Source organism: Croceibacterium salegens (assembly GCF_009827435.1).
Classification (GTDB): Bacteria; Pseudomonadota; Alphaproteobacteria; order Sphingomonadales; family Sphingomonadaceae; genus Croceibacterium_B; species Croceibacterium_B salegens.
This window is the reverse complement of the sequence record NZ_WTYM01000052.1, coordinates 214,944-230,554: the sequence shown is the minus strand read 5'-3', so window position 1 is coordinate 230,554 and position 15,611 is coordinate 214,944. Positions and strand designations below refer to the sequence as shown.

Here is a 15,611-nt window from a genome sequence, read left to right as displayed (position 1 = left end):
CCCCGCTGCGGGGGCGCCGGCTCATCAGGCCTTCTTCTTGGCGCGAGCCCAGATCTGCTTCTTGGCGAGGTACGCCAGGATCGTGGCGAAGATCAGGAAGCCGATCACCGGCCAGCCAGTCTGCTTGCGCTTTGGCAGGCTGGGTTCGGCCGTCCAGGTCAGGAACGCGGAAACGTCTTTCGCCATCTGGTCGATCGTCGCCGGAGTGCCGTCCGCGTAGGTCACCTGATCGTCCACCGCGAGCGGAGGGGGCATCGCCAGGTTGAGGTTCGCGAAGTAGCGATTGAAGTGCAGCCCCGGCGGGGTCGAGAAGTCGGGGAACTCAGCCGTAAGCTCGGCCGGAATCTCCGAATAGCCGGTCAGCAGCGAATAGACGTAGGCAGGGCCTTCGTGGCGCGCCTTGGTCATCAGCGAAAGGTCCGGCGGGATGGCGTTGTTGTTGGCAGCGCGCGCCGCAACGTCGTTCAGATAGACCAGCGGGAAGTAGTCCGTCGGCTTGCCCGGCACCGTGGTCGCCTCACCGGTCACAGGATCGACGCCCGGAACCTGCCAGGTCGCGGCGATCGCTTTCACCTGCGCTTCGGTGTAGCCGATCTGCTCGAGATCGCGGAACGCGACGTGGCGCAGCGAGTGGCACGCGGCGCAGACTTCCTTGTAGACCTGGTACCCGCGCTGCAGCTGCTGCTTGTCCCAGTGGGCGACGAGATGATCGCTCGCCTGATCGAGTTCCTTTGGATGCAGGTGGAATTCGGTCTCAGCCGTCTTCTCTACAAAGTAGTCCTGCGAGGCGACCTGGACGGCGCCATTGCCGAAGGCCCACAGCACCGCTGCGGTGAAGAACAGGCCGACGAGGATTCCGATGATACGGACCATTTCTCTTACTTTCCCCTAACCCGTTCGCTTACGCTTTGCTCTCGCCGAGCACTGCCTTGTCGTCCGATCCAAGCACCGCCTCGGTAATCGAGAACGGCAACGGTTCGGGACGCTCGATCGACGAGACGATCGGCAGGATGACGAGGAAGTGCAGGAAGTAGTAAGCAGTGGCGAGCTGGCTGATCATGACGAACGGTTCTTCGGCCGGCGAACCGCCGCAGTACCCGAGAACGAGAACGTCGATTACCAGCACCCAGAAGAACTTGCGGAACATCGGGCGATAGTGGCCCGAACGGACCGGCGACTTGTCGAGCCACGGCAGGAAGAACCACACCAGGATCGCGCTGAACATCGCCAGCACGCCCATCAGCTTCGCCGGGACGAAGAAGAAGTCCACCGTGAAGGCACGCAGGATCGCGTAGAACGGCCAGTAGTACCATTCGGGCACGATGTGCGCCGGCGTGCTCAGCGGGTTCGCCGGGATGTAGTTGTCCGGGTGCCCGAGCGAATTCGGGAAGAAGAACACCATCGCGAAGTAGAGGATCAGGAAGACCCCCAGCCCGAAGCCGTCCTTTGCCGTGTAGTACGGGTGGAACGGCAGGGTGTCGCTCTCGCTCTTCACTTCGACGCCCGTCGGGTTCGACGAACCCGGGATGTGCAGCGCCCAGATGTGCAGGATGATGACGCCCGCAATCACGAACGGCAGCAGGAAGTGCAGGCTGAAGAAGCGGTTCAGAGCGGCATTGTCCGGCGCATAACCGCCGAGCAGCCAGATCTGGATCGGCTCGCCGACGACCGGGATCGCGCCGAACAGGCCGGTAATGACCTTGGCGCCCCAGTAGCTCATCTGCCCCCACGGCAGGACGTAACCCATGAAGCCGGTCGCCATCATCAGCAGGAAGATGACCACGCCGAGAAGCCAGACCATTTCGCGCGGTGCCTTGTACGAGGAGTAGAAGAAGCCGCGGAAAATATGCAGGTAGACCACCACGAAGAACGCCGAAGCGCCGTTCGCGTGGGCATAGCGCATCAGCCAACCCCAGTTGACGTCGCGCATGATGTGTTCGGTCGAATCGAAGGCCACCGCCGCATTGGCCGCGTAGTGCATCGCCAGGATGACACCGGTGACGATCTGCAGGACCAGGCAGAAGCCGGCGAGGACGCCGAAATTCCACATGTAGTTGAGGTTGCGCGGAACCGGGTAACCGCCACCGATCGCATTGTAGACGAGGCGCGGCAGCGGCAGCTTCTCGTCGATCCAGCGCATGAAAGGCGCCTTGGGTTCGTAATGCTTCGCCCAGGGAAAGCTCATCGTTCTCTCTTTCGCCTCAGCCGACGCGGATCGCGGTGTCGGAGGTAAATTCGTAAGCCGGCACTTCCAGGTTCTTGGGAGCCGGGCCTTTGCGGATACGCGCCGCGGTGTCGTAAGCCGAACCGTGGCACGGGCAGAAGTAGCCCCCGAAGGGGCCCTTGTTCTCACCCTCGCCGGCGCCCAGCGGGACGCAGCCGAGGTGGGTGCAGACACCCATGGTGATGAGCCAGTTTGCCTTGCCTTCCTTGGTCCTCTGCTCGAGCGACTCCGGGTCGCGCAGTTCGCCGAGCGGAACCGCCTGAGCCTCGGAGATTTCCTTGGCCGTCAGGTTGCGCACGAACAGCGGCTGCTTGCGAAAGATCGCCTTGATCGCCATGCCCGGCTCGATCCCCGTAAGATCGACGTCGGTCGTGCTTTCGGCCAACACGTCCTTTGAAGGGGCCATCTGGCTGATCAGCGGATAGAGCGTGACGAGCCCGCCTACGCCAGCCGCGCTGACCGCAGCAATTTCGATAAAGTCGCGGCGGCGAACGCCGTCTTCATTGGCATGCGTATCCAGGTCCGCGGTGCCGGTGGTTGTCGCCATTATCCCTGCCTTGCCATCGGTTCCGCCTGCAGTGGGAAGGACGCAACCGTTCTCATTCAATGCATCGCCCATCCGGAGAGGACCCCCGGCAGCCGACTTGGGCGGGCTGATAGACGAGGCTGCCCGTCATGCCAACAGGCATTTTGGGCAGATCTAGGCAGGCGTGGAATTCGCGCTAATTCGGCAGCCCGATGAGGGAAATCTGCCGTCCGTAATCCGGTTCGCCGCGGTGTGTGGCGCGGCGGTAGGAGAAGAACCTCGCTTCGTCGGTGTAGGTGTCGAGGCCGAGGCAATCGATCACGCCGACGCCCATCGCATCGAGCCGGGCCTCGGCATAGCCTTCGAGATCGAAGTGCCAGTGGCCTTCCCTCCCGGGCACGAAGAAGCGACCGTCGCTGGCCGTGAAGCGCTCGCGAAAGCCGTCGTCCACTTCGTAACTTTCCAGTGCGATCGCCGGACCGATTGCTGCCGCGATGTCCTCGCGGTGTGCGCCGAGCGCTTCCATCGCCTCGACCACGGCTTCGAGCACGCCGCCGTAGGCCCCGCGCCAACCGGCGTGCGCAGCGCCGACCACCCCGGCGCGGCGATCCGCGAGCAGGACCGGCGCGCAGTCGGCGGTCACGATCCCGAGCACCACTCCGGGACGGTCGGTGGCCATGGCGTCGGCGCGCGGTCGCTCGTCCTGCGGCCACGAGGCGACGACTGGAACGGCCTCGGCCGAATGGACCTGATAGACCGTGGCAAGGTCGGCGCCGGGCAGCACCGCCGCGACGGCGCGGCGGCGGTTCTCGGCAACCGCTTCGTCGTCGTCGCCCGCGCCCAGTCCGGCGTTGAGGCCGGCGATCACGCCTTGCGACACGCCGCCGCGGCGGCCGAGGAATCCGTGCGGGATCCCCGACAGGGCCGTACTGCGAATGACCTCGACCGGCTCGTCAGCCAAGGCTGCGCGTGACCTGCTCGTAGGTGTCGCGGCTCAGTTTGGGCGCCGCGGCAATCCGTTCGAGTTCGCCCTTCATCAGCGCCGAGCGTTCCGGCTCGATGCGCCGCCAGCGGCCAAGCGGCGACACGAAACGCGCCGCCGTCTGCGGGTTGATCGGGTCGAGCTCGAGGATCAGGTCGGCGATCATCTTGTAGCCCCCGCCGCTCGCCGCGTGGAAGCCCTGCGCGGTGCCGGTGAACGGCATGTAGAGCGAGCGCACCCGGTTCGGGTTCTTGAGCGTGAAGTCGGGGTGACCAGCCAGCGCCTTGACCTGTTCGAGCACGCTCGGGTGGAGCGAGCTGGCTTGAAGCGCGAACCACTTGTCGATCACCAGCGCGTTGCCTTTGAAGCGGTTGTAGAAGTCGAGCAGCTTGTGCGTGCGCTGCGGGCCCTGCAGGCTGGTCAGCACCATAAGCGCACCCTGCCGGTCGGTCATCGTCGTGGCAGCGTCGTACTGCGCCGCGGCCATCGTTTCGGCCAAATCAGGATTGCCCGCGGCGAGGAAGACGAGCGCCGAGGTCTTGATCTTGCGCGCGCCCTTGGCCTCTGCCGACATCCCGCCCGGCGCAGCGGCCGCACGTTCATGCATTGCGACGAGGTCGCTTTCGAGCGACTGTCCAAGCCAGGCCTTGAGGCCCTCGCGTTCGGCTCGGATCGCGGCCGGGTCGGCAACCAGCATCTGCTCGGCGAGATAGGTCTCACCCGGCAGCGTCAGCAGTTCGCCGCGCATCAGGTCGTCGAGCTCGCCATCGGCAATGACCGCTCGGAACGCCTCGCCGATCGCGGCGCGGCCGGAATCACGCTTGGCCGCATCGACCGATCCGCTGAGCAGTCCGCGCAGGTGGCCGACGACGAGGTCCTGCATGGCCTCGTAACGGGCGAACGGGTCGTCGTCGTTGGCGGCGAGGAAGACGAGGTCCTCGTCCGCCACCTCGCGCTCGATCGCAACCGGTGCCGAGAAGTCGCGATTGATCGACAGGACCGGGGATTCGTCGAATCCGGCAAAGCTGAAGGTTTGTTGAGCTTCAGTCAGCGTAACCAGTTGTTCACCATGGTGTTTCCCGGATTTCCTGTCGAACAGCGCGATCTTGAGCGGAATCGGCATCGGCCGCTTGTCGGGTTGGCCTGGGGTCGCCGGGACTGCCTGCTCGAGGTGCAATGTAGCAGTATCGCCCACGTGCTCGAGCTTCGCCGAGACCTTCGGAGTGCCGGCCTGCTGGTACCAGCGGCGGAAGTCGGCGAGGTCGAGCCCGGCGCCGTCCTCGATCGCGGTGACAAAGTCTTCGCAGGTAGCCGCTTCGCCGTCGTGACGGTCGAAATAGAGGTCGGTGCCCCGCCGGAAGCGCTCCTCGCCGGCCATCGTGCGCATCATGCGGATGACCTCGGCGCCCTTGTTGTAGACCGTGGCGGTGTAGAAGTTCGAGATCTCCCGGTAGCTGTCGGGGCGGATCGGGTGCGCCAGCGGCCCCGAATCCTCGGGGAACTGGACGGAGCGCAGCACTCGCACGTCCTCGATCCGCTTGACCGGCTCGCTGCCCATCGCCGCGCTGAACAGCTGGTCGCGCAGCACGGTGAAGCCTTCCTTCAGCGAGAGCTGGAACCAGTCGCGGCAGGTGATGCGGTTGCCGGACCAGTTGTGGAAGTACTCGTGGCCGATGACGCCCTCGATCGCGTCGTAGTCGCCATCGGTCGCGGTCTCCTGGTCGGCCAGCACGTACTTGGTGTTGAAGATGTTGAGGCTCTTATTTTCCATTGCCCCCATGTTGAAGTCGCTGACGGCGACGATGTTGAACACATCGAGGTCGTATTCGCGGCCGAACGCCTGTTCATCCCACTGCATCGAGCGCTTCAATGACTCCATCGCGTGGTCGGTACGAGAAAGATCCTCGGGGCGCACCCAGATGGCGAGGTCGACCTTGCGACCGTTCATCGTCGTGAAGCTATCCGTATTTGCGACCAGCTGACCGGCAACGAGCGCGAAGAGATAGCTCGGCTTGGGCCAGGGATCGTGCCACTCCGCCCAGTGCGAGCCGTCCTCGCCCTCGCCCGATGCCGTGCAGTTGCCGTTTGACAGCAGCACCGGGAAGTCCGCCTTCGAACCCTCCATCCGCACAGTGTAGGTCGAGAGAACGTCGGGCCGGTCGGGGAAGAAGGTGATGCGGCGGAAGCCTTCGGCCTCGCACTGCGTGCAGAGCATCCCGTTCGAGGCATAGAGTCCCATCAGCTGGCTGTTGCCCGCCGGGTCGATCTGGGTGTCGATGCTGACTTCGTGGGCGTCGCCCGGCAGGGTGATGAGCAGGTCGTCGCCGTCCATTTCCCAGCTGTTGGCGAGAGAGCCGTCGATCCACACGCCAGCCGGCTTGAGCCCGTCACCGTTAAGCCGCAGCACGTTGGCGGGGTTGGCATGTGGGTTCCGCTCGACCTTGAGTTTCGCCTGGACCGTGGTCTTGTCGACGCCGAGCACGAATCTCAGCTCGGTCGTCGGCACCCGCCAGGGATAGGGCGCGTAGTCCTCACGGCGGATCAGCGGCGGCGGACTCGGTTCGGGCGGGGCGTCTCCGATTCCGGTGGTGCTGGCAATGTCCATTGTATCGTCCGGTCTTCCTGCAAGGGCCAATGCGGCTACAACGCGCGCATGGCACAGATGTTCATCTTCGGACTTGGTTATTCGGCCAAGGCCATCAAGTGCTCGCTCGAATGCATCGGCTGGACCGTTTCGGCAACCGGTCGCGACGGCAATATTGCGTTCGAAGATGTGGATGGCGTACACGCGGCCCTGGCCCAATCCAGCCATGTTCTCTCTTCGGTTCCGCCTGCGGGAGAGGCCGACCCGGTGCTCGAAAAATACGGTGCTGCGCTGGGGCATCCCTGGCTCGGCTACTTGTCCTCGACCGGTGTCTACGGCGATGCCGGCGGCGCCTGGGTCGACGAACATTCCCCGATCGGCAACGGGCGGCGCGCAGCGCGCAGCGAGTGTGATTCAGCCTGGCTCGAACGCGGAGCGCGAGTGCTTCGCTTGCCGGGCATATACGGGCCCGGACGAAGCGCGCTTGAGCGGGTGTGGGCCGGGAAGGCCCACCGCATCGACCTGCCAGGACAGGTGTTCAGCCGAATCCACGTCAAGGACATCGCCAGCGGGGTCGTCGCCGCACTCAAAGGGCCTGCAGGAGCCTACAATCTCGCCGACGAACTGCCAGCGAGCCAGAACGCGGTGATCGAGGAGGCCTGCCGCCTGCTTGGACGTGAGCCGCCGCCACTGCAATCGCTCGACGAAGCCGACCTTTCGCCGATGGCACGCGCGTTTTACGCAGAGAACCGGCGGGTGGCGAACGGCAAGGCGAAACGCGTGCTCGGCTGGCGGCCGCGCTACCCGACCTACCGCGAGGGGCTCAGGTCGCTGGCGGGACGGTCTTCGCCCTGAGTGCGAGGAAGAGGCCCGACAGCGCCAATACTGCCCCGGCAATTGCCAGCATCGACCAGTGATAGCCTTCGAGCGCGGTCGAAATGAGCATGGCAACAATGACAACCAGCACGTTGTGATAGGCGGCCCGTCCCGCCCCGATCTCACGAATCAGGCCGTAGTAGAGCGGAAAGGTCACCACCGAGCCGGCAACGGCAAGATAGGCGGTACCCAGCCAGTATTGAGGATCCGTGGGAATGACCGGCAGGCCGTAGAACAGCAGCGCAAGCGAGCCGTCGATCAGCGTGCCGTAAAGCATCGACCAGGAGATCAGCGTGAACAGCGGGACGGAGCGCCCGGTATTGTTGGCCTGAACCACGTTCGAAATGGAAGCGGCGAGCATCGCCCCGACGCCGAGCCATGCGCCCAAGGCGACGTTGCCCCCGATCCATGCCGATTGCGCCTCATTCGCCAGCAGCACGAGGATGCCGGCCAGCGCCACGGTGCTGCCGGCGAGGAAGCGCCGGGTGATCGGCTGGCCCAACACGATGCGCCCAAGCACGGCGTTGGGCACGATCATCATGCCGACCATCACCGCGACGATGCCAGACGTAAGGTGCAGTTCGGCAAGGTAGACGAGGTTGTAGTTGCCGGAGAACTGGAACAACCCGATGGTCAGGGCCAGCAAGTGCGCCCTGCCCGGCATCGCCAACCGGTTGCGCATGGCAAGGGCGAGGACGAACATCGCGGGCGTTGCGAGTGCGAAACGCCAGGTCACCGACCACCCGGCTGGCACATCGGCGATCTGCCCGGTGATGACGAACCAGGTCGAACCCCATATCAGCGAAATCGCGAGGAACGGCAGCGCGACGCGCGGCCGTAGCAGCGCGTGCGGCGGAGTCTCGGTCATAGCGTGGCGATGGCCTTGCCCAGCGCTGAGGCGTGATCCTCGCGCGTATCCCAGGCCGCGACGAAGCGTGCCGCATCTGGCCCCCAGTCGTAGAAGCCGAAGCCCTGACGGCGCAGCGCCTCGCGCTCGGCTGCTGTGCAACGCACGAAAACTTCGTTCGCCTCGACCGGATGGAGCAGCCGCCCCGCAGCCCCGTCACCGATGGCCCGTGCAGCGGCATTGGCGGCCTCGGCACTGTGCAGCCAGGTATCGCCTTCAAGCATCGCCATGATCTGTGCGGCGAGGAAGCGGCCCTTGCTCTGCAGGTGCCCGGCACGCTTGCGGCGATAGCGCACCACATCAGCGACGGTGGGATCGAAGAATACGATTGCTTCGGCGTTCATCGCCCCGTTCTTGACGAAGCCGAAGCTCAGCGCGTCGACCGGTCCGGCACATTCAGCAGGTGGTCGGCCAAGGTGGATCACGGCGTTGGCGAAGCGGGCGCCATCCATATGCAGCTTGAGGCCGCGCTCGCCGGCGAGGACGTCGATCTTCGCCAGCTCACCGGGAGTGTAGCAACAGCCGTATTCGCTCGCCTGTGTGATCGAGATGGCATGCGGCTGGACCTGGTGGACGTCTGGCCTGATGGCATCGAGTACCTCAGCAATGCTCCCCGCCGTCAGCTTGGCGTGATCGCCCTCGGCCAGGAGCAGTTTGGCGCCGTGCAGGTAGAAGCCCGGCGCGCCGCATTCGTCCATCTCGATATGCGCTTCGCGGTGGCACACTACCCCGCCATGCGGAGGGACGAAGGCGGAGAGGGCGAGGCAGTTGGCCGCCGTGCCGGTTGCAACCCACAGCACCGCAACCTCCCGCCCGAAAACCTGTGCGAAGCGGTCGTCGAGCTCGGCGGAAATGCGGTCGCTATCGTAGGGCGAATCAGCTTCGTCGGCGGCCCGCATCGCGGCCCAGACATTCGGATGGACGCTTGCCGCGTTGTCGGACAGGAACTGCATGCGGAACGCAATGGCCGCGCGGCCCGTTCGATTCAAGAAGGAGTCTGGCGACGATGCCCAGTATTGCTGTCAGACGCGAAGGCGATGCCCATCGCGGAGCCTACAAGGCCGTGGTTCCCGGCGGCGGGCGCGATGCCGAACTGACCTGGACCGCGCGCGGCGAGGCCCGCATCGCCAACCACACCTATGTCCCTCCAGACCTCCGCGGCCGGGGCATTGCAACGGCCCTGGTCGAAGCGCTGATCGCCGACGCCCGAGCCGAAGGATTCAAGATTGATCCGCAATGCAGTTACGTGGCCGCTGCCTTCCGACGCCATCCTGAATGGGCAGACCTGCTTGCCGAGCTGCCTTCCTGAGCCTCAGCGAGGGAGGGCGGAGAAATCGACCGCCGCAGCGCTGTCGATAACGGCCTGGCGAATTCCGCAAGCCTCTTCGAGCGGCACACCATGCATTTCGAGCGTGCCGCCGGCGAGACCGAATTTGATGCCGGCATAGCCGCGGTGCCGCGCGATCGGCCCTTGCACAATCTCGACCGACTGGATCTTCACCTGCGAGGCGATGTCCAGCCGTGGTGCGAGCCAGCCGTGTTGTACGAACAACTGTGGCCCGTCGAGCGCATGGCGAGTGTGGCGCCAGACAAACCAATGGCGGACCGCCAGCACGAAGCCAAGCAGGGCCAGGCCGATCGCGGTCGCTGAGGTCGAAACAGCATTCCCGCCGCTGAGCAGCAAAGCGATCCCGGCTGCGGCGGTCGCAGGCACCCCGAATGCGACGATCGACCGGATAACCGAGTCGATACGATACCGCCGGCTGGCGCGATGCCATGCCACGCCGTTGTCCGGCAGTTCGAAGCCCGCTGCCTCGACGACAGGAGCAATCTCATCCATCTGCGCAAATGGTACAACCGCGTGGTTGGCCGCCTTCGCATCCTGCGCCAGGCTGACAAAACTCAATCCATGCCAGCCGAACCGGCGTCGAAGCGCACCGGTGGCGATCTTGAGTGCCTGGACCCGGTGGACCGGCATGACCACGTCGGTCCGGGTGAACAGCCCACGGCGACGGCGGAAGCCCTTGGCTGTGCGCTCCAGCGTGAAGCCGTATTCTCGGGCAAAGGTCCGCGCGACGCCGGTCAGGACACCAGCCCCGGCAACTGCAAGAAACCCGAAAACCACTGCCAGGACCGCCCCAAACCGCCCGGTCGCGCCGAGCCAATCGAAGTCGTGGCGATGGCTGGTGGCGAACTCCGCCCAGCGCTCCCAGTTCCACGGGTCGAACGGCAGCAGGAAATCGAACTGCTGCGCGGCACCGAGTAGGACGGCGAAGATCACCAGCGAGAACTCGAACAGGCCGAAGGTCATTACACGCCGGTTATCCATCGCGAACAGGACAGGCGCCGCCGATCCGTCAGGAACTACACCCTCGGGAGCGACTTCCGGCGTTACGTCCAGGCTCTTGCGCTCCTTCACCAGTTCGCGCAGCCGGTCGGCTTCCTCGAGCGAGAGATAGGTCAGCGACAGTTCGTCCTTTCCTCCCGCCCCGGTCTCGAACTTGACCTCGGCCAGCCCGAAGAGGCGCGGCAGCAGTTTCTGCTCGAGGCCGACATCCTGGATGCGGTCGTAGGGAACGGCACGAGCATGGCGGCTGAGCAGCCCCCGTTCGACACGGATGCTGTCGTGCCCGGTGGTGTAGGTCAGGTGGCGCCACTTGAGCCAGGCCACGCCCATGCTGATCGACAGGAGCGCCGCCATCGCCGGCAGCAGCACGATCAGCCCCATGCCGATCGCCCCAGTCCCCACGAGCCCGGCGAAAGCCGGCAGGCCGCCGCGCAGCATGGCGGTGAGCGCCATGACCACGAATCCGCGTGGGTCCGTCCGTTTGGGCTCGTCGGCGGGGAGAAGCGCTTCGTTCACTGCGCCGCGCTGGCGATCTTTTCGCGAATCGCCTCGCGCATCGCCAGGGCCTCCTGCTCGCCGAGGCCGGGAAGGATGATCGAGGAATTGTGTGTGCCGGCAGTATGCAACACGAGCGTCGATAGGCCGTAATAACGTTCGATCGGCCCGCGGCTCACGTCGATGTGCTGGACGCGGCTGAACGGGACTACAGTGTCCGAACGGAACAGGATTCCGCGCACCACGCGCAGGCGGTCGGCGGCAATCTGGAAGCCGCGAGCGTAATGACGCCGGATTGGCATCCACACCACCAGCCAGGCGAGCAGGGCAAGTATCGGGACGATCACCGCGCCGGTCGGCAGCACGCCGACAACTTCCAACACAAACGCGGCAACGGCGAACGGCAAGGCGAATATCGCAGCCTGCAGGCGCAGGACCTTGACGTGATTGGGGTGCAGCGGCGTCAGCTCGCTCCCCGCGCGAACCTTGGATACCTCGTCCATAGGTGTCTTATATAAATAGTACGCCGCGCCGGGCAAGACACCTCCGCCCTCAAGTAGCTGCAAGCGATATGGGGAAACTCACGCCCTCAACCAGCGAAGCGGTAGGACGAAAAGGAACTGGTGCTGCTGGGGAGGATTGAACTCCCGGCCTCACCCTTACCAAGGGTGCGCTCTACCACTGAGCTACAGCAGCACTCGTCCGGAAGCCGCGCGCCTTAGCCGTGCCCGCGCTCTTGTCAAGCGCGCCGCGCTGCGGCAACCGCACCGCACGATGACCGAGCCCCGGGATAAGTCAACGCGCGAAGAGCGGCTGGCCGCCAAGCTCAGGGAAAACCTGCGCCGCCGCAAGGCCCAGTCGCGCGCATTGGATTCGCGCGCGCTCGACTCGCGTGACGACGGCGAAGACGGCCTTTCCAAAGAGGCCCGCGATAGCTAGGGCGTAGCGCTCCCTGATTTACGCCTGAGGAGCGATTTCCTTGCCGACCCTGATTCTCGTGCGCCACGGCCAGAGCCAGTGGAACCTGGAGAACCGTTTCACCGGCTGGTGGGACGTCGACCTGACCGAGAAGGGCGTCGCAGAAGCGACCGCGGCGGGCGAACTGCTGGCGAAGAAGGGCGTGCTACCGACCGTCGCCTTCACCAGCGTACAGACCCGCGCGATCAAGACGCTGCACCTCGCGCTCGAGGCCTGCGGGCGGCTGTGGATTCCCGAAACAAAGGACTGGCGGCTCAACGAGCGCCACTACGGCGGGCTCACCGGCCTCAACAAGGCCGAGACCGCCGAGAAGCACGGCGAGGAACAGGTCAAGATCTGGCGCCGCAGCTTCGACACCCCGCCGCCGCCGCTCGATGCCGGCAGCGAGTTCGATCTCGGCGCGGATGCGCGTTACGCGGGTATCCCGATCCCCAACACGGAAAGTCTCAAGCTCACCATCGAGCGGGTTCTGCCCTATTGGGAGAGCGATATACTGCCCGTGTTGGCGAGCGGCGAGACGGTAATGATTTCGGCCCACGGCAATTCGCTGCGCGCGCTGGTCAAGCACCTCTCGGGCATTGCCGATGCGGACATTACGGAGCTGGAGATTCCCACCGGCGAACCGATCGTCTACCAGTTCGACGACAGCATGACGCCGGGTGAACGGCGCTACCTGAAGGACACCTGAAATGGGCGCACAGGTCGCAATCGTAATGGGCAGCCAGTCCGACTGGCCGACGATGGAATGCGCCGCCAAGGTGCTCGACGATCTCGGCGTCGCCTACGAGGCGCGCATCGTCTCAGCCCACCGCACGCCGGATCGGATGTACGAATTCGGCAAGGGCGCGGCGGGCGAAGGCTTCAAGGTCGTGATTGCCGGTGCGGGCGGCGCGGCGCACTTGCCCGGCATGCTCAGCGCGCTAACCCACCTGCCGGTGCTCGGGGTACCGGTGCAGTCCAGGGCGCTGAGCGGCATGGATAGCCTGCTCTCGATCGTGCAGATGCCCGCGGGCGTGCCCACCGGCACGCTGGCCATCGGCGAGGCCGGGGCGACCAATGCCGGGCTGCTCGCCGCCGCGATCCTCGCACTCGGCGATCCGGCCTTGTCGCAGCGATTGCAGGACTGGCGCGCGGCGCGCACGGCATCGGTCGGCGAGGTGCCGCAAGGCTGATGATTCCGGCGGGAGGCACGATTGGTATCCTTGGCGGCGGCCAGCTTGGCCGCATGCTGGCGATGGCTGCCGCCCAGATCGGCTACAAGTGCCACGCCTACGATCCCAACGCCGACAGCGGCGCGGCCGACGTTTGCGCGGACTTCACCTGCGCCCCGTGGTCCGACCGCAACGCCATGACCCGCTTCGCCGGGCAGTGCGACGTCGTCACCTACGAGTTCGAGAACGTCCCCGTCGGCCCGCTCGCCACCATCCCGCCGGAAAAGCTGTTCCCTTCGGCTCGCGCGCTCGAAGTGGCGCAGGACCGGCTGCACGAGAAAGCCTTCGCCGAAGCCCAGGGCGGGCGCACCGCTCCCTATGCACAAGTCGATTCGATGGACGACCTTATCGCCGCGGTCGGCCGCCTCGGCACGCCCGGTATCCTCAAGACCCGCCGCGACGGCTACGACGGCAAGGGCCAGTGGCGGATCGAGAGCGCGCGCGAGGCCGAGGGGCTACGGCTCCCATCGGCGGGGCTGGTCTACGAGGGCTTCGTTCGTTTCGCCGCCGAATTCTCGGTCATCCTGGTGCGCGGTCGGGACGGCGAGGTGCGCTTCTGGGACAGCGCGCAGAACGTCCACAAGGACGGCATCCTCGCCACCTCCACGTTGCCTCCGGAACCGGTGATCGCCGCACAGGTCCCCGCCGCCCGTGAGCTGGCCGCGAAGATCGCCTCGGCACTCGGCTATGTCGGCGTGCTGAGCTGCGAGTTCTTCGCCACGGAAAACGGTCCTGTTTTCAACGAGATGGCACCCAGAGTCCACAACTCAGGCCACTGGACCATCGAGGGTGCGGTTACCTCGCAGTTCGAGAACCACGTGCGGGCGATCTGCGGGTTGCCGCTCGGAGATACTTCGCTGGTATTGCCCAATGTCGAGATGACCAATCTTGTCGGTCACGACATTGAAAAAGCAAATGAAATTCTTGCGGCGCCCGGACTGCACCTGCACCTCTACGGCAAGGGCGAGGCGCGGGCGGGGCGCAAGATGGGGCATGTTACCCGGGTCTGGGCATGAGCACGCGCGAGATCGTGTTCGTCGTGGCCCGCGCGGACGACGGGACAATTGCCCTCAACGGCCAGGTCCCGTGGAGAATTCGCGAGGATTTACAGCGGTTTGTCGCCCACACTAGGGGCACGCCCATGATCATGGGCCGCAAGACTTTCGACAGCCTTCCCAAGCTCCTGCCCGGCCGCCGCCACATCGTGCTGACCCGCGATACCGCCTGGTCGGCCGAGGGAGCGGAGGTCGCGCACAGTGTCGATGAAGCGCTCGATCTGGCCGGAAACGGCAATGTTTCGGTGATCGGCGGCGTCGAAATCTTCGACCTGTTCGAACCGCACGCCACGCGCTTCGAATTGACCGAGGTTCACGAGGACACCGGCGGCGACCTGTTCATGGACTACCCCGGCGAGAGCTGGACCGAAGTCGCCCGCGAAGAGCGCGAGGCCGACGGCACCTGGCCCGCGCACAGCTTCGTCACCTTGCACCGCCGATGATCCGCCTCGACCATCGCCAGCCGGTTCCGGCGGACCTGCGCGGCGCGGTCGTCGCGCTGGGCAATTTCGATGGCTTCCATCTCGGCCACCAGGCAGTGGTTCGCGAGGCGGTCGAGTGGGCGAAATCCGAAGGCCGCCCGGCGATCGTCGCCACCTTCGACCCGCACCCGGTGCGCCACTTCGCCCCGCACGTCCCGCCATTCCGCCTGACCACCCTCGACCAGCGGCAGGAGCTGTTCGCCGCCGCCGGGGCCGACGCCATGCTGGTGTTCCATTTCGACGACGCGCTGGCGGGCACGACCGCGGAAGACTTCGTGACGAAACTGCTCGGCGATCACATCGGCGCGGCGGGCGTGGTGACGGGCGAGGACTTCACCTTCGGCAAGGGCCGCGGCGGCAACATCGCGGTGCTGCGCGAAGTCGGCGCGGGCCTCGGCATCGGCGTGCGCGCGCTCGGCCCGGTGATGGACGGCGGCCGCGTCGTTTCGTCCAGCCGCATCCGCGACGCGCTCAAGGCCGGCGACTGCGCCGAGGCCACCCGCCTGCTGACCCGCCCCTTCGCCATCCGCGCCCCGGTGATCCACGGCGACAAGCGCGGCCGCGAGATCGGCTACCCTACCGCCAACATGGAACTCGGCACCTACCTGCGCCCGCGCTTCGGGATCTACGCAGTGACCGGCCGCCTCCCCGACGGCACCGAACTCAAGGGCGCGGCCAACGTCGGCGTGCGCCCGAGTTTCGATCCGCCGAAGGAGCTGCTCGAACCCTATTTCTTCGACTTTGCCGGCGACCTCTACGGGCAGGAGATCGAGGTGGCCTTCCACCACTTCCTGCGCCCGGAGATGAAGTTCGATGCGCTTGAACCACTCAAGGCGCAGATGGCCGAGGATTGCGAACGGGCCAGGAACCTTTTTGCCTAGGTCCTTCGAGACGGCCGCTCAGCCTTCGGCTTCGACAAGTCTCCTCAGGATGAGCGGGCTCGC

The 15,611-nt window shown here is 65.6% G+C and carries 17 protein-coding genes and 1 tRNA gene; 8 read left to right on the top strand and 10 right to left on the bottom strand.

Annotated features, from left to right (window positions below; all coding sequences use genetic code 11):
• Positions 1 to 24 precede the first annotated feature (24 nt).
• The 5 genes from GRI89_RS13780 to pepN form a co-directional block, all read right to left on the bottom strand.
• The gene (locus tag GRI89_RS13780) at positions 25 to 873 is read right to left on the bottom strand and encodes a cytochrome c1 (RefSeq protein ID WP_159796734.1); all 849 of its coding nucleotides are present in this window, start codon (positions 871 to 873) and stop codon (positions 25 to 27) included.
• Positions 874 to 901: 28 nt separating this feature from the next.
• Positions 902 to 2,185: a cytochrome b gene (locus tag GRI89_RS13775; RefSeq protein ID WP_159796731.1), complete on the bottom strand. Its 1,284-nt coding sequence runs from the start codon at positions 2,183 to 2,185 to the stop codon at positions 902 to 904.
• Between the two features lie 16 nt (positions 2,186 to 2,201).
• Positions 2,202 to 2,771: a ubiquinol-cytochrome c reductase iron-sulfur subunit gene (gene petA / locus GRI89_RS13770; RefSeq protein ID WP_159796728.1), complete on the bottom strand. Its 570-nt coding sequence runs from the start codon at positions 2,769 to 2,771 to the stop codon at positions 2,202 to 2,204.
• A gap of 175 nt (positions 2,772 to 2,946) precedes the next feature.
• Positions 2,947 to 3,711 carry a peptidoglycan editing factor PgeF gene (pgeF, locus tag GRI89_RS13765; protein ID WP_159796725.1) on the bottom strand — a complete coding sequence of 255 codons (765 nt, stop codon included), beginning with the start codon at positions 3,709 to 3,711 and terminating at the stop codon, positions 2,947 to 2,949.
• Positions 3,704 to 6,337, bottom strand: a complete 2,634-nt coding sequence (pepN, locus tag GRI89_RS13760; protein ID WP_159796722.1) for an aminopeptidase N — start codon at positions 6,335 to 6,337, stop codon at positions 3,704 to 3,706. The genes pgeF and pepN overlap by 8 nt, the downstream gene beginning before the upstream one ends.
• A 48-nt stretch (positions 6,338 to 6,385) precedes the next feature.
• Between pepN and GRI89_RS13755 the strand changes: the two genes are divergently transcribed.
• Positions 6,386 to 7,171 (top strand): Rossmann-fold NAD(P)-binding domain-containing protein, encoded by a 786-nt coding sequence (locus GRI89_RS13755; RefSeq protein ID WP_159796719.1) that lies wholly within the window; start codon positions 6,386 to 6,388, stop codon positions 7,169 to 7,171.
• Here GRI89_RS13755 and GRI89_RS13750 read toward each other — a convergent pair.
• Both GRI89_RS13750 and GRI89_RS13745 read right to left on the bottom strand, forming a co-directional pair.
• Positions 7,140 to 8,060, bottom strand: coding sequence for a DMT family transporter (locus GRI89_RS13750; protein ID WP_159796716.1), 921 nt, complete (start codon positions 8,058 to 8,060; stop codon positions 7,140 to 7,142). The two genes, GRI89_RS13755 and GRI89_RS13750, sit on opposite strands and share 32 nt — an antisense overlap.
• On the bottom strand, positions 8,057 to 9,052 hold the full coding sequence (locus GRI89_RS13745) for a threonine aldolase family protein (RefSeq protein ID WP_159796713.1): 996 nt from the start codon (positions 9,050 to 9,052) through the stop codon (positions 8,057 to 8,059). The genes GRI89_RS13750 and GRI89_RS13745 overlap by 4 nt, the downstream gene beginning before the upstream one ends.
• A gap of 53 nt (positions 9,053 to 9,105) precedes the next feature.
• Between GRI89_RS13745 and GRI89_RS13740 the strand changes: the two genes are divergently transcribed.
• Positions 9,106 to 9,408 (top strand): GNAT family N-acetyltransferase, encoded by a 303-nt coding sequence (locus GRI89_RS13740; RefSeq protein WP_159796710.1) that lies wholly within the window; start codon positions 9,106 to 9,108, stop codon positions 9,406 to 9,408.
• Positions 9,409 to 9,411: 3 nt separating this feature from the next.
• On the opposite strand, the gene GRI89_RS13735 is transcribed toward GRI89_RS13740, so the two are convergent.
• The 3 genes from GRI89_RS13735 to GRI89_RS13725 all read right to left on the bottom strand — a co-directional run bounded on the left by GRI89_RS13735 (position 9,412) and on the right by GRI89_RS13725 (position 11,637).
• Entirely contained in the window at positions 9,412 to 10,962 is a 1,551-nt protein-coding gene (locus GRI89_RS13735) for a PH domain-containing protein (protein ID WP_328598264.1), read from the bottom strand.
• A complete protein-coding gene (locus tag GRI89_RS13730) occupies positions 10,959 to 11,444 on the bottom strand; it encodes a PH domain-containing protein (RefSeq protein ID WP_159796707.1) in 486 nt (161 codons plus the stop codon). Before GRI89_RS13730 ends, GRI89_RS13735 begins: the two co-directional genes overlap by 4 nt.
• Positions 11,445 to 11,562: 118 nt before the next feature.
• A tRNA-Thr gene (locus tag GRI89_RS13725) sits at positions 11,563 to 11,637 on the bottom strand.
• 78 nt (positions 11,638 to 11,715) lie between these two features.
• Between GRI89_RS13725 and GRI89_RS17835 the strand changes: the two genes are divergently transcribed.
• Genes GRI89_RS17835 through GRI89_RS13700 form a run of 6 tightly spaced genes read left to right on the top strand, consistent with a single transcriptional unit; the run spans position 11,716 to position 15,548 of the window.
• On the top strand, positions 11,716 to 11,880 hold the full coding sequence (locus GRI89_RS17835; RefSeq protein WP_201290933.1) for a hypothetical protein: 165 nt from the start codon (positions 11,716 to 11,718) through the stop codon (positions 11,878 to 11,880).
• Between the two features lie 40 nt (positions 11,881 to 11,920).
• The gene (gpmA, locus tag GRI89_RS13720) at positions 11,921 to 12,607 is read left to right on the top strand and encodes a 2,3-diphosphoglycerate-dependent phosphoglycerate mutase (protein WP_159796704.1); all 687 of its coding nucleotides are present in this window, start codon (positions 11,921 to 11,923) and stop codon (positions 12,605 to 12,607) included.
• A 1-nt stretch (position 12,608) separates the two neighbouring features.
• On the top strand, positions 12,609 to 13,091 hold the full coding sequence (gene purE, locus GRI89_RS13715; RefSeq protein ID WP_159796701.1) for a 5-(carboxyamino)imidazole ribonucleotide mutase: 483 nt from the start codon (positions 12,609 to 12,611) through the stop codon (positions 13,089 to 13,091).
• Positions 13,091 to 14,146, top strand: a complete 1,056-nt coding sequence (locus GRI89_RS13710) for a 5-(carboxyamino)imidazole ribonucleotide synthase (protein ID WP_159796698.1) — start codon at positions 13,091 to 13,093, stop codon at positions 14,144 to 14,146. The genes purE and GRI89_RS13710 overlap by 1 nt, the downstream gene beginning before the upstream one ends.
• The gene (locus tag GRI89_RS13705; RefSeq protein ID WP_159796695.1) at positions 14,143 to 14,628 is read left to right on the top strand and encodes a dihydrofolate reductase; all 486 of its coding nucleotides are present in this window, start codon (positions 14,143 to 14,145) and stop codon (positions 14,626 to 14,628) included. Before GRI89_RS13710 ends, GRI89_RS13705 begins: the two co-directional genes overlap by 4 nt.
• The gene (locus GRI89_RS13700) at positions 14,625 to 15,548 is read left to right on the top strand and encodes a bifunctional riboflavin kinase/FAD synthetase (protein ID WP_159796692.1); all 924 of its coding nucleotides are present in this window, start codon (positions 14,625 to 14,627) and stop codon (positions 15,546 to 15,548) included. Before GRI89_RS13705 ends, GRI89_RS13700 begins: the two co-directional genes overlap by 4 nt.
• Positions 15,549 to 15,611: the final 63 nt, after the last annotated feature.

Coding starts and splice junctions, on each gene's coding strand:
- GRI89_RS13705 (WP_159796695.1), top strand. CDS start 14,143: ATGAGCACGCGCGAGATCGTGTTCGTCGTGGCCCGCGCGGACGACGGG.
- GRI89_RS13710 (WP_159796698.1), top strand. CDS start 13,091: ATGATTCCGGCGGGAGGCACGATTGGTATCCTTGGCGGCGGCCAGCTT.
- petA (WP_159796728.1), bottom strand. CDS start 2,771: ATGGCGACAACCACCGGCACCGCGGACCTGGATACGCATGCCAATGAA.
- GRI89_RS13740 (WP_159796710.1), top strand. CDS start 9,106: ATGCCCAGTATTGCTGTCAGACGCGAAGGCGATGCCCATCGCGGAGCC.
- purE (WP_159796701.1), top strand. CDS start 12,609: ATGGGCGCACAGGTCGCAATCGTAATGGGCAGCCAGTCCGACTGGCCG.
- GRI89_RS13750 (WP_159796716.1), bottom strand. CDS start 8,060: ATGACCGAGACTCCGCCGCACGCGCTGCTACGGCCGCGCGTCGCGCTG.
- GRI89_RS13700 (WP_159796692.1), top strand. CDS start 14,625: ATGATCCGCCTCGACCATCGCCAGCCGGTTCCGGCGGACCTGCGCGGC.
- GRI89_RS13780 (WP_159796734.1), bottom strand. CDS start 873: ATGGTCCGTATCATCGGAATCCTCGTCGGCCTGTTCTTCACCGCAGCG.
- GRI89_RS13730 (WP_159796707.1), bottom strand. CDS start 11,444: ATGGACGAGGTATCCAAGGTTCGCGCGGGGAGCGAGCTGACGCCGCTG.
- GRI89_RS13745 (WP_159796713.1), bottom strand. CDS start 9,052: ATGCAGTTCCTGTCCGACAACGCGGCAAGCGTCCATCCGAATGTCTGG.
- GRI89_RS13755 (WP_159796719.1), top strand. CDS start 6,386: ATGGCACAGATGTTCATCTTCGGACTTGGTTATTCGGCCAAGGCCATC.
- GRI89_RS17835 (WP_201290933.1), top strand. CDS start 11,716: ATGACCGAGCCCCGGGATAAGTCAACGCGCGAAGAGCGGCTGGCCGCC.
- GRI89_RS13775 (WP_159796731.1), bottom strand. CDS start 2,185: ATGAGCTTTCCCTGGGCGAAGCATTACGAACCCAAGGCGCCTTTCATG.
- pepN (WP_159796722.1), bottom strand. CDS start 6,337: ATGGACATTGCCAGCACCACCGGAATCGGAGACGCCCCGCCCGAACCG.